Origin of the sequence: Collinsella aerofaciens (assembly GCF_015546965.1) — a bacterium.
Taxonomy (GTDB): Bacteria; Actinomycetota; Coriobacteriia; order Coriobacteriales; family Coriobacteriaceae; genus Collinsella; species Collinsella aerofaciens_X.
This window is the reverse complement of record NZ_JADMUF010000007.1, coordinates 17,174-30,260: the sequence shown is the minus strand read 5'-3', so window position 1 is coordinate 30,260 and position 13,087 is coordinate 17,174. Positions and strand designations below refer to the sequence as shown.

Genomic DNA, 13,087 nt, shown 5'->3' with positions numbered 1-13,087 from the left:
TCCGCCAAAAGCTCGAGGACGACGCCCGGAACTGGCGCAAGTAGCCCTTCAATAAGTTGCGGTGAAATAGTGTCTGTTTTTGCTGCTAGATAGCATATTCAGTCCATAATTCACCGCAACTTATTGGTGGTGGCTTACTGGTAGCGTAGACACTCGACGGGGTCGAGCTTTGCTGCGCGGCGAGCGGGGTAGAAGCCAAAGATTACGCCGATGCCGACGGAGACGGCGAAGGCCAGCAGCACCGTGGCGATTGAAAAGCTCGGTATGATTTGCCCGCTGGCTCCGAGCTCGCCAAGAATCCCGGATCCGGAGGCAAACATCGCGAGGCCCCAGGCTAGCAGATAGCCTATCAGGACACCCAACAGTCCGCCGGTGACGCACAGCGCCGAAGACTCGGCCAAAAACTGCGCGGTGATATCGCGACGACTGGCGCCCAGAGCGCGGCGGATGCCGATCTCGCGAATGCGCTCCGTTACATTGGTAAGCATCATATTCATAATGCCGATACCGCCGACAAGCAGCGAGATGCTGGCGACAGCACCCATGATGAGCGAGAACGCGCCCATAAAGGAGTTGAGTGCATCGATGGCGCTTTTCATGGATGTCGCCGATACACTGTCGTACTCATCCTCCTCCGCGATGCCCTTCATCGCGCGCACCTTGGACTCGATGGTCTTACAAAGCTCATCCATGTCCGTGCCCTCGGCGGCAAGTGCCGTCACACTGGGGAATGAAGGATTCTCGTCGCCAAACAGCCCGGCGATGGTTTCGCGTGGCATATACAGCGTGAGCGAGCCCATGGAGTCGCTGCCGCCATCAATCACGCCTACAATCTGCACCTCGCCGTTGGACACCTTGATGGTTTTCCCCAGCGCATCCTGTTCGTTGCCGTAAAGCTGATCGGCGCCGCCGCGGCTGATGAGCGCCACGCGCGAGCCTGATTGGGACTCGGCCTGGGAATAGGTGCGCCCCGCAACGAGCTTGCTGGCCCCCACGGCGTCGAGCATGTCGCTATCGACACCCTGTGCCATGACGGTATAGCTTTTATCGCCGGTCTTGTACTCGGTGTACGCGCTGTCGACAATTCCGATCTGCTCTATCTGCGGCACTAGTTTTTGAAGCTTCTGAACGTCAGAATCGGTAAGTTCTTGGGACGAATAGATCTGCACCATGCGCGCCGCATTGAGGCCCAGGCTGTTGACCAGGCTGTTTTGGATGCCGCCGATGAGCGAGGTCATTGCAATGACTGAGGCGATGCCGATGACAATGCCCAGGATGGTGAGCAGGCTGCGCCCCTTGTTGGCCTCGAGCGAGTGAAGGGCATCCTGGATGAGATCGTGGGCGCTCATGCCACCACTCCTTTCGGCGGGTTGGCGGAGGCGGAAATCATGGGCAGGCTATCTACGGCGCTGCGCAGGGTCCGCGGTGCATGTGGAATATACGCGCCGTCGTGAATGCGACCGTCGCGGATGGTCACGGCACGGTCGGCCTCGGCGGCGATGCCGGGGTCGTGTGTGATAAGCACGATGGTTTTGCCGCGCTTCTGGAGCTTATGGAAGGTCTCCATCACAAGCGCTCCAGTGGCGGAGTCCAGGTTTCCCGTTGGCTCGTCGGCCAGGATGATGGGCGGATCGTTGACGAGGGCGCGCGCGATTGCGACGCGCTGCATCTGGCCGCCCGAGAGCTCGGATATGCGGTGGTCCCAGTGGTCGACCGGCAGCGTGACGGCTTGCAGGGCGTGGACGGCGCGCATTTCGCGCTGGCTACGGGGCACATTGGTGTAGGCCAGCGGCAGCATGACGTTTTCGATAACCGACAGGCGCGGCAGCAGGTTGAAGCTCTGAAAGACAAAGCCAATGCTCAGGGCGCGAACTTCGGTCAGCTCGTCATCATCGAGCTCGGCCACGTTGAGCCCTTGCAGGTAATAGTCGCCCGCCGTCGGCTTATCCAGGCAGCCCAGGATGTTCATGAGCGTTGATTTGCCTGAGCCCGAGGGGCCAGTGATAGCGACGAATTCGCCGCTCATTACCGCAAGGCTCACGTTGTGCAGGATGTGGGCGCAACCTGCCTCGCTCTCAAAGATGCGGTGCACGTTGCGAATGTCGATAACGGGACGCATTACATGCCCTCATCGGCAGACATGCTGCCCGAATCCGCGCTGTAGCCGCCATCCGCCGTTGCGTCCGCTCCGGTGTCCATGACGAGGGTGTCGCCATCGCGCAGCTTGGTAACCGGCACGTTGGGGTTGATCTCGTTGCCCTGGTCGTCGCGCTTGACCTGTGTCTTGCCGACTACGGCTTCGTTGTCGTTTTGCGTCACGACGGTCACCTTCACGCGACGGGTTTGCTTGCCCTCGTCATCGGTTGCCACGTTGACGTAATAGTGTTCGCCGTCTTCGGTCATGAGCGCCATCGTCGGCACCATTACCACGTCGTCGAGCTGCTCGGTCACCACCGATACCTCGGCTGTCATGCCCGGCTTCAGGCGTGTGTCGGGTGCCTCGATGAGAATGTCGACGTTAAAGGTTACGCTGCCGCCGCCACCGTTGGCGGCGTCGGAGTTTGCCACCGATGCGATAGCCGTGACGGTGCCCTGGCTCACGATATCGGGAAACGCGGGATACGTGACGTTGGCGCTCTGCCCAACGGCGATCTTGGCGATGTCCTTTTCGCCCACCTGCACGGTCACCTTCATCTTGGATAGGTCGGCGATCTGCATGCACTGTTTGCCGCCGCTCGTATCGCTTTCGCCCATGATCATGCCGCCTGTTACCGTGGCGCCCACCTTGGCGTTGAGCTCCACGATACTACCCGAGCTCGGGGCCGTGACCGTGCGACTGGCGGCCTTGGCGTTCGCCTGGTCGAGGTTTGCCTGGGCCGATGCCAGGCTGCGCTGCGCGGCCGATACGGCGTTCGTGTCCGCTGATGCGGCGGAGACGCCAGCCGCTGTGGAAGCTTCATCGACGTCCGTCGTTGGGGTGGCCTGCGCGGCAGCTGCGGCTTTCTGCGCGTTGGAGAGGTCTTCCTGAGCGGCTGCAACTGCACGCTGCGCCTCGGCAACGTTGCGATCGAGCTCGTCGTTTTTAATGGTCATAAGCACGTCGCCCTCGTTGACGGATTGGCCTGCCTGCACGTTGATCGAATCGACCGTGCCGTCGACAGAAGGGGAGACCACTGAGGATGAAATGGGTTTGAGCTGGCCTTTCGCCTCGACCGTTGTGCTAAACGTGCCCTCGGTCACCATGTCGGTCACAGGCCCGCTAGCGCCCTGTGGCTGCGCATTGATAACCAGGGTTGAGACAATGGCAATGAGCGCGATGGCAACTACGACGCCGGCGGCAATACCGCGTCGAATCAGCTTTTTACGTCGACGTTCGGCACGCTTTGCCTTGAGCTTGGCATATGCCTCTTCATCGGAAATCTCGGCCGTATCGTTCGTGCGTCCGCTCTGTTTGTCGGCATGTACGTTTGTAATCAGAGGAATCGTTTCGGTGGCACCTTCGGGCGTGCGCTCGGTATCATCTGGGCCCGGGGTGATCGTGGGGACATTCGGCATAGCGTCTCCTTTATAGAAAGTACCTTGATAAGTATATGCGCCCACCGGTTGGGGCGGGCGCATAGGACGGTTTCTTTCGGAACTGTTAGATTGGTCGCAGCGGTTCCACGTTATAGGAATGCGCGCGTTGCACTACGAGTGGACAACCACGCACAGGCCGACTTTGATGCAGTCGTGAAGTGCCTTGGCGTCTGCCAGGCGTAGGTTGATGCAACCGTGGCTGCCGCACCACTTGTACGACTCGGCATTATCGAAGCTCTTGTCGTTTTGCCATGTAGCGTCGTGGAAGCCGATCATATTGCCCTCGAACGGCATCCAGTAGCTCACCGGGCTCTCGTATTTGGGCTTACCGGTCTCGGGGTCCTTGGCTCCGATCAGGGTGCTGCCGCCGTCGTTGCTGTTGATCTGCCAGACGCCCTCGGGCGTGGCGTCCTCGCCCGGCTTGCCCGAGATAAAGTTGGCCTCCCAAACGATATTTCCGCTCTCGTCATAGTAGCGCGCGTGCTGTTCGGACAAGTCGACGTCGATATACGCCTTCCAGTCGGGCTCTCCCTTTGCGGTAAAGGTGTCGGCCTTCTGGGAGTACTTGATCTCGATTTCGCCGGTCTGCTTGTTGTTAATGGCGTCCTCGACCTGCTTGGCGAGCGAGCTGCTGTCGATGGACCAACCAAAGTCGCCGCCTTCGACGGCGCACTGCTTGCCATCGGCGCGCGTCCACCAGCGAGTGGAGCCCACGGTATTAAAGCCGTTGGCGAGCTCGGCTGCCCAGCTGCTGATCTGCGACGTATCGAGCGTGGGATTGGCCGGATCGGCAAAGCTGATCCACTGCAACACGGAGCTGCCATCAACCTTGCCGGCATCCTCGCCGTTGAGCTTGAGGGTCACGTTGACGCCCAGGAAGTTGTTGGCGGCATCGCATGCGGCCTGAATCTGATCATCGGTCAGCGTTCCATTGAGCGGCTCATAGGCATCGTTGCCGAGCTTGGAAAGATCTACGGTCTCGGCCAGCGAGGCAAGCTCGAGCTCGGCATACTTAATGACATGCTCGCGGTTGAGTTTTTCGTTGGAGCGCGCCTTCTCGACGGTAAACTTGCCGGCCTGCTCGTCATAGGAGCTGTTGGCCTCGAACGTGCCCGAACGGCCTTCGTTAAACTCGTCGATGGCGGCGCCCAGATCCTTCTCAAACTTCTTTTGGTCAAAGGTGTCGGAGAGCATGGACAGGTCGACGTCTTGATCAAGATCGACTTCGTTGGAGGTAGCGGTTGTTTTGGTCTTGCCGCTTAAGGATTCCACAAGGCGGACCGGCCAAATAAAGGCTTCGTTGTGGTTGATGATTTCTTTTGCGGCAGCTTCGCCATCGACGATGGGTTCATCGGACTCGGGCTGATAGGTCCAGCTAAAGTCATCGCCTGTCACGGTGAGCTTATAGTGCTTCCATGCCGAGTTGACCTTGGTGGCGGCAGACGATGCGTTGGAGAACGAGACGTCGACGCCGGCAATGGTGGTGTTGGGGTAGGCTAGCTGCGAAAACGCTACGATGCCAACGATATAGACAATGGCGATAAGACCCAGGACGACAAAGAGCGTCGTCTTTTTGCCCGACTTATTGTTGCCGGCGGACTTGCGCGCGGGGCCGCGATCGCCTCGACCATGCGTGGGGGGCTGCTTGGGCGCATTGCCGTTTACCTGGCGCTGCTGACGTTGTTGACGCTGCTGTCGCTGTTGGTTCTGGCGTTGGGAAGCGTTTGCCGCACCACGCTGCTGACCGTGGCTCGGCGCGATAGGACGCGGTGACTGAACGCCGCCGGTGTGCCTGCTCGGCTGCTGCGGATCGGGAATCAGTTGAGTTCGATCGTTTTGCGACATCGTATGCATATCCTTCGAATTTCGCCTTATGGCTCATCGTGTTTTTACTGGGCTTGCATTATAGCGATTGCCTTGCTGTTTGTGGTACGGAAACGGTGGCATTCAAAAGAGGTGGGACATTTGTCCCACCTTTGAGTCATTCTTTGCCGTTATCCGCACACGCCGCATTTTGCACAGGCCGAAAGTGCTGCTGGAGCCTGCGCAATGCCGCCCTTTGCGGTTTCGCGCAGGGTTGCGGGCAGCGCGTGACCCACCGAGAGCATGACATGTGCCATCTGGTCAAACGGTACCAGGCTCTTAATGCCGGCGAGGGCGAGCTGCGCCGAGCTAAAGGCCGCGGCCACGCCGATGGCGTTACGGTTTTGGCAGGGCACCTCAACGAGGCCGCCTACGGGATCGCAGACTAGGCCCAGCAGGTTACTCAGCGCGATGGAACTGGCGTCGAGCGCCTGCTCGGGCGTGCCGCCGAGCATCTGCACCAGCGCGGCGGCTGCCATGGCGGCGGCGCTTCCCACCTCGGCCTGGCATCCGCCCTCGGCGCCGGCAACGCAGGCGCTCGTGGTGAGGTTGAGGCCGATGGCGGCTGCGCAGTAGAGCGCGTCCATGATCTGCTCGTCGTCGAGCTGGAGGTGGTCGGCGAGCGCCAGCACGCAGCCGGGCACGACACCCGCGGAGCCTGCCGTGGGGGCGGCGACAATCACGCCCATGGTGGCGGAGCGCTCGAGCACGCCCATGGCGCGGGCCACGGCGTCGGTCTGGACGGCGCCCATCAGGCTTGTGCTCAAATCGTTGCGTCCGGTGGCATCGACGAGTTTGGCCTCGCCGCCGATAAGTCCACCGAGCGATCGCTGCGGATTGGCGATGGGGGCCGTGGTCTCCTCGCGCATGACGTCGAGCACGCGGCGCATGGCAGCGACGGCGTGGGCCTCACCGGTCAGGCGCGCCTCGCGCACGGCCATGACGGCGCCGATGCTGAGCCCCAGTTCCTCGCACGCATCGAGCAGCTGCTCGCCGTCGTCGAAGATCTCCTTGGCTGAGACGCCGGGGGAGAGCGACGAGGCAGAACCGGGGAGCTCGATAAAGGTCGCGTAATCGACATTGTCGAGCTTGCGCAGCATGGGGACGACGGTGTCGTCGGGCGCGCCGTCGGTCTCAAAGACAGAGTAGGCCTGACCGCCCACTTCGGTGCGGTAGGTGCGGCAGAAGGCGATGTTCACGTGGGCGTAGGCGAGCAGGTTCGTGAGCGCGGCGAGCACGCCGGGGACGTCGTAGTGCGCCACGAAGAGTGTGGAGTACATGCCCGAGATGTCGACGCCGACGCCGTTAATGCGGCTGATGCGCATCTTGCCGCCGCCCAAGCTCTCGCCGCGGACCTGTGCCGTGGCACCCATATTGTCGTGCATGTCGATGTCCACGGTGTTGGGGTGGATTGAGGCGTCGTCGCCCTTAATGTCAAAGTGATATTCGAGGCCCTGCTCGCGTGCGAGGTTGAAGGCCTGCTTGATGTTCTCATCGTCGGTGTCGAGGCCCAGGATGCCCGCGACGAGCGCGCGGTCGGTGCCGTGGCCGCGGTAGGTATGGGCGAAGGAGTTCCACAGGCCAAAGGTGACCTTGGTGATGCGGCCTTCCAGCAGGCTGGCGGCAACCTGGGCGCAGCGAAGGGCGCCGGCGGTGTGCGATGAGCTGGGGCCGACCATGACGGGGCCCAAGATCTCGAATGCCGAGGTCGTAGCTAGTGTTTGCGGCTTGCCTGCCATGGCTGCTCCTTTTCTATCCCGTCGTCCCGAGGGGCGGGGCATAAGGTCGCCTGCTCGGACAGTCCTGCTCGCACGGAGAGCACATTAAGTGCTCTCCGGCTCGTGCGGAACTCGCGATCGACCTTATGCCCCGCCCCTCGAGACTAAGGATACATGGTAGAAGTGCGTGTGCTGCAAAATTCATTAGCTGGCGACGTAGCGTAGTCTCATATCGAAACATCTTCACTACCGGATTAAAAAAAAGAAGTACCGCTTGGGAGCGGTACTTCTTTTGAAAGCGTGTACGTGTTGTGACCTTGCTGGTTCCTAATTACAGCCCACAAGCTGCTTTGAGTTCTTCGACGCGGTCGGTCTTCTCCCAGGTGAAGTCGGCGTCTTCGCGGCCAAAGTGACCGTAGGCTGCGGTCTTCTCGTAGATGGGGCGACGCAGGTCTAGGTCACGGATGATGGCACCCGGGCGCAGGTCGAAGGTCTTCTCTACGGCCTCGACGATCTTGTCCTCGGCAACATGCGCGGTACCGAAGGTGTCGACCATGATTGAGAGGGGCTTGGAAACGCCGATGGCGTAGGCAAGCTCAACTTCGCAGCGGTCGGCCAGACCGGCGGCGACCACGTTCTTGGCGACCCAGCGCGCGGCATACGCGGCGGAGCGGTCGACCTTGGTGCAGTCCTTGCCGCTAAAGGCGCCACCGCCGTGACGGCCGTAGCCGCCGTAGGTGTCGACGATGATCTTGCGGCCGGTCAGGCCCGTGTCGCCCATGGGGCCGCCCACGACAAAGCGACCAGTGGGGTTCACGTAGATGTCCGCGTTGTCCCACGGCATGTTCTCGGCGGCCATGACCGGGGTGATGACGTGCTCAATGAGGTCGGCCTTGATCTTGCCCATATCCTCGATCTCGGCGGCGTGCTGCGTGGAGATGACGATGGTCGTGACCTCGACGGGCTTGCCATCCTCGTAGCGCACGGTGACCTGGGTTTTGCCATCGGGACGCAGATAGGCGAGGGTGCCGTCGTGGCGCACGGCTGCCAGGCGCTCGGCCAAGCGGCTGGCAAGGTAGTGTGGCATGGGCATGAGGGTCTTGGTCTCGTTGGAGGCATAACCGAACATCATGCCCTGGTCGCCGGCACCGATAAGGTCGATCGGGTCGGTGGTGGCGCCGGTCTGGGTCTCGAAGGACTCGTCAACGCCCTGGGCGATATCGGGCGACTGCTCGTGGATGAGGCTCATAACGCCGCAGGTGTCGCAGTCAAAACCGAACTTGGCACGGTTGTAGCCAATGCGGCGGATAACACCGCGGGCGATTTCCTGTACGTCGACGTAGGCCTGGGTGCGAATCTCGCCGGCGACGATGACGGTGCCGGTGGTCACGAGGGTCTCGCAGGCGCAGCGGACGTTCTCCACGTTGGCGGGCACGCCGTTGGGGGCGATGTAGCCCTGCTCCTGGAGCTCTATTTCTTTGGCGAGGATTGCGTCGAGGACGGCGTCGCTGATCTGGTCAGCGATCTTATCGGGATGACCTTCGGTCACCGACTCCGACGTAAAAACAAAGGACCCGTGTTGGGGCGGGATGGAACGAAGTTCTTCTGACATGATTGTCCTTTCAAAAACGTGTCCCGGCGACCGTTACCATTCCGCCGGGCTCTCTATGCAAGGGCACATCATAGCGCGTAAATCAAACATTCACACCCTTTCCGCACCTACTCATTGGGTACTCATTGGGGACAGACTTAAATGATCAGCCTTACCTAAGTGCCGACAGGTTGCCCAAAGAATGGTCATTTAAGTCTGTCCCCAATGAGTAGGTCGGTGCCCTTTGTGCGGAGGTTGCTTTGATGCTTTATACTAATGCGGTTAGACATCCATCCTGCAATCGAGGAGATTTCCATGGCATCAGACGTTCGCGTCCGCTTTGCACCCTCACCGACGGGCAAGCTGCACATCGGCGGCGCCCGCACCGCTATCTATAACTGGGCTTTCGCCCGTGCAAACGGCGGCACGTTCATCCTGCGCATCGACGACACCGACCCCACCCGCTCCACCGACGAGAACACGCAGATCATCCTGCGCGCCATGCGTTGGCTGGGCCTGGACTGGGACGAGGGTCCCGAGGTGGGCGGCGACTTTGGCCCCTACGCCCAGACCGAGCGCTTGGACCTGTACAAGCAGGCCGCCCAGAAGCTTTGGGACGAGGGCAAGGGCTATCCCTGCTTCTGCACCAAGGAGCAGCTCGACGCCGACCGCAAGGCCGCGCAGGAGCGCAAGGACCCCTTCCAGGGCTATCAGCGCCGTTGCCGCGATCTTGATCCCGAGGAGGCCCGCCGCCGCATCGAGGCCGGCGAGTCCTACGTCCTGCGTATTAAGGTGCCCGAGGACCGCGGCGACGTCGTCATCCACGACGCCGTCCACGGCGAGGTGACCTTCGACGCCAAGGAGCTCGACGACTTTGTCATCTTCCGCTCCGATGGCACGCCCACGTACAACTTCGCGACCGTCGTCGACGACGCCATGATGAAGATTACCCATGTCATCCGCGGCGACGACCACCTGTCCAACACCCCGCGTCAGGTCATGGTCTACGAGGCCCTCGGCGCGCCCGTGCCTACGTTCGCCCACATCTCCATGATCTTGGGTGCCGACGGCAAGAAGCTCTCCAAGCGCCACGGCGCCACCTCGGTGGAGGAGTACCGCGACGCCGGCTACCTGTCCGACGCCTTCGTCAACTACCTGGCGCTGCTCGGCTGGTCGCTCGACGGCGAGACCACGATCATCCCGCGCGATGTCCTGGCCAGCAAGTTCTCGCTCGACCGCATCTCCAAGAACCCGGCGACCTTCGACCCCAAGAAGCTCGATTGGGTCAACGCTGAGTACATCAACGGCATGTCCGATGCTCAGTTTGCCGACGAGATCATGGTCCCCGAACTGCACGAGGCGGGTCTCATCGAGGGCAATGTCGAGTACGGCGAGGATTGGATCGACGCGCTTGCCGCCATCGTCAAGCCGCGCACCAAGATGCCGGCCGACGCCGTGACCGTCGCCGCTCCCATCTTCGCTACGGCCGAGACGCTCGAGTATGACGAGAAGTCCGTCAACAAGGGCCTGGTCAAGGAGGGCATGGGTGCCATTCTGGATGCCGCCAAGGCCGCGCTCGAGGGTGTGAACGAGTGGACGGCTGCCAACATCGACGCCGCTCTTGAGCCACTGCCCGAGCAGATGGACCTCAAGAAGCGCGTGGTGTTCCAGGCCGTGCGCGTCGCCGTCTGCGGCAACATGGTGAGCCCTCCGCTGGGCGAGACCATGGCGCTCGTCGGTCGTGACGACTGCCTGGCGCGCATTGACCGCGCCCGCACGATGGCGCTGTAATCGCTGCGCAAACGTATGTATCCGAGCCCCGTTCACTCAGAGCGGGGCTCTTGTTTCTGTAGACGCATGGGATAGGAGGTGCTGGGGCCATGGCCGAGCAACTTTCGCTGTTTGGTTCGCCGGAACCGGAGGAGACTCCGGCGGCACCGGCATCCGCTGCTGCCTCGGCCAAGCCCGAGCCTGCGCCTGAGCCCATCGCCGCCTACACGAGCGTGGTTCTCGACATCCCCACCCGTGCGCTGTCCGAACCGTTTGCTTACGGCATCCCTGAGTCCCTTGCCAACGAGGCCCAGGTCGGATCGACGGTCCTGGTCCACTTTGGCAATCGTGCCGCCGCAGGCTACATCGTCGATATTGCGGCCGAGCTTGGTGACCTGCAAGGCAACAACGCCCTCGACCCTTCGCGCATCAAGCCCGTCGAAGCCATCCTCAGCAAACCGCTCTTTACCGCCGAGGCTGCCCGCATCGCGCGCTGGATGAGCCGCGAGTATGTCGCGACGCTTTCCGAGTGCCTGCGCCTGTTTTTGCCTCCGGGCGGTAGCCCGCGCGTGGTCAAGGGCGATGACGGCGCATGGTCGGTTGAACGTCCCGCCGTCAAGCCTATCCAAAACCGCTGGGTCATGCTCACGCCCGAGGGATTTGACTATACGCCGCCCAAGACCGCCGTTCGCCAGCGTCAGCTCATCGAGGCGCTCCAGTGCGGACCGGTCACGACGCGCGACCTCAACCTTCTCTATAACAGCATGTCGGCGACTATCAAGGCGCTCGAAAAGCGCGGCGTCGTGGTGGTGGAGGAGCGCCGTGCGTGGCGTGGCTGCAGCGAGCAGACCACGCTGTCCTCGGCAAGCGGCAAAGCGCCGGTCGCACTCACCAACGGCCAGCAGCAGGCGCTCGCGCAGATTGAGCGCGCCCGTCTGGACGCTCATGGCGACGTGGTGCTGGTCGACGGCGTCACCGGCTCCGGCAAAACCGAGGTGTACCTCTCCGCCATCGAGCGCGTGCTGGCGGCCTGCCGTTCGGCCTGCGTGCTCGTGCCCGAGATCTCGCTGACGGCCCAGACCGTCGGCCGTTTCCGCTCGCGCTTTGGCGAGACGGTCGCCGTGTTCCATTCGCGTCTTTCTGCTGGCGAGCGCCTGGACCAGTGGGATATGGTCGCCAGCGGTGCGGCTCGCGTGGTCGTCGGCGCCCGCTCGGCGCTCTTTTGCCCGCTCAGCGGCTTGGGCCTCATCATCATCGACGAGGAGCACGAGACCAGTTACAAGCAGGGCTCCAGTCCGCGCTACCACGCGCGCGAGGTAGCGGCCGAGATGGCGCGCCGCTACCGCTGCCCGCTCGTGTTGGGCTCCGCTACGCCTTCTGCTGAGGCCCTCGATCGCTGCCGCCGTGGCGCCTACAACGGTGCCACCTGGACGCGTGTCGAGATGCCCGAGCGCCCGGGACACGCCGTGTTGCCCACAGTCCGCGTTGCCGACCTTCGCCGCGAGTTCTCGCACGGCAGCCGCTCCATGTTTTCAAAACCGCTGATGGAAGGCTTGGAACGCGTGGTCGAGCGCCGCGAAAAGGCCGTGTTGCTGCACAACCGGCGTGGCTTTGCGCCCTTCCTGATGTGCCGCGAGTGCGGATGTGTCCCCACGTGCAACCACTGCTCCACCGCGCTCACGTACCACGAGCGCACGCACACGCTGCAGTGTCACACCTGCGGTTCGTCGTGGCGCGTGCAGCCGTATCCCGCGCCCACGAGCCGTTGCCCCAAATGTGGCAGTCGCTACCTGGCAAAAATGGGTATGGGCACTCAGCAGATCGAGGACGCACTGCACCAGATGCTTCCCGAGGACGTCGCCATTATTCGCATGGATGCCGATTCCACGCGCGGCAAGGATGCGCACAAAAAGCTGCTCGAGCAGTTCGATGCCGCCGATTGTGCGGTGCTGCTGGGCACCCAGATGATCGCCAAGGGCCTCGACTTTCCCGAGGTCACGCTCGTGGGCGTGGTCAATGCCGACTTTGCCCTCAAGCTGCCGGACTTCCGCGCAGGGGAGCGCGCCTACGATCTGCTGGAGCAAGTCGCCGGCCGTGCCGGTCGTGGTGATCGCCCCGGCGAGGTCATCATCCAGACCTACCTTCCCGATGACCCGGTAATTCGCGCCGTCGCTGAGCACGACCGTTCGATCTTTATCGACTACGACCTGGACCAGCGCCGCGACGCGCTGTACCCGCCGTTTGTTCGCTTGGTCAACATCTTGGTGTGGTCGGCGAACCGAGACGACGCGCAGGACTACATCGGGCGCATCGCAAAGCTCCTCAAGCGCCGCTGGCATGCCGCCGCTCCCGACTTTTTGAGGGCGGGGAGCGCGGTGCCGCAGGTGCTGGGCCCGGCTTCATGTGTAATCGAGAGAGCCAAGGACCGTTATCGCTTCCACCTGCTTGTGAAGTCGCCCGTGGGGTACCATGTCTCTGATGATATTGACGCCTGCCTCAAAGAGGTGGGTTCCGTGCGCGGCGTGAGCGTGAGCGTTGACGTCGACGCCTATGACTTGATGTAACAACC

At 62.2% G+C, this 13,087-nt stretch carries 8 protein-coding genes; 2 read left to right on the top strand and 6 right to left on the bottom strand.

The features are described 5' to 3' along the window. Positions 1–134: 134 nt before the first annotated feature. The 6 genes from I1M21_RS05955 to metK all read right to left on the bottom strand — a co-directional run bounded on the left by I1M21_RS05955 (position 135) and on the right by metK (position 8,769). The gene (locus I1M21_RS05955) at positions 135–1,349 is read right to left on the bottom strand and encodes an ABC transporter permease (protein ID WP_195192835.1); all 1,215 of its coding nucleotides are present in this window, start codon (positions 1,347–1,349) and stop codon (positions 135–137) included. Beyond that, on the bottom strand, positions 1,346–2,119 hold the full coding sequence (locus I1M21_RS05950) for an ABC transporter ATP-binding protein (protein WP_195192834.1): 774 nt from the start codon (positions 2,117–2,119) through the stop codon (positions 1,346–1,348). The genes I1M21_RS05955 and I1M21_RS05950 overlap by 4 nt, the downstream gene beginning before the upstream one ends. Then, positions 2,119–3,555, bottom strand: a complete 1,437-nt coding sequence (locus tag I1M21_RS05945) for an efflux RND transporter periplasmic adaptor subunit (protein ID WP_195192833.1) — start codon at positions 3,553–3,555, stop codon at positions 2,119–2,121. The genes I1M21_RS05950 and I1M21_RS05945 overlap by 1 nt, the downstream gene beginning before the upstream one ends. A 132-nt stretch (positions 3,556–3,687) precedes the next feature. Beyond that, a complete protein-coding gene (locus tag I1M21_RS05940) occupies positions 3,688–5,421 on the bottom strand; it encodes a L,D-transpeptidase (protein ID WP_195192832.1) in 1,734 nt (577 codons plus the stop codon). A gap of 149 nt (positions 5,422–5,570) precedes the next feature. Then, complete coding sequence (gene sdaAA, locus I1M21_RS05935; protein WP_195192831.1) at positions 5,571–7,178, bottom strand: L-serine ammonia-lyase, iron-sulfur-dependent, subunit alpha; 1,608 nt, start codon at positions 7,176–7,178, stop codon at positions 5,571–5,573. 310 nt (positions 7,179–7,488) lie between these two features. Further along, entirely contained in the window at positions 7,489–8,769 is a 1,281-nt protein-coding gene (gene metK, locus I1M21_RS05930; RefSeq protein ID WP_195192830.1) for a methionine adenosyltransferase, read from the bottom strand. Between the two features lie 294 nt (positions 8,770–9,063). Between metK and gltX the strand changes: the two genes are divergently transcribed. Together gltX and priA are read left to right on the top strand one after the other, a co-directional pair. Next, on the top strand, positions 9,064–10,539 hold the full coding sequence (gene gltX, locus I1M21_RS05925) for a glutamate--tRNA ligase (RefSeq protein WP_195192829.1): 1,476 nt from the start codon (positions 9,064–9,066) through the stop codon (positions 10,537–10,539). 89 nt (positions 10,540–10,628) lie between these two features. Then, positions 10,629–13,082 (top strand): replication restart helicase PriA, encoded by a 2,454-nt coding sequence (gene priA, locus I1M21_RS05920; RefSeq protein ID WP_229025644.1) that lies wholly within the window; start codon positions 10,629–10,631, stop codon positions 13,080–13,082. Positions 13,083–13,087: the final 5 nt, after the last annotated feature.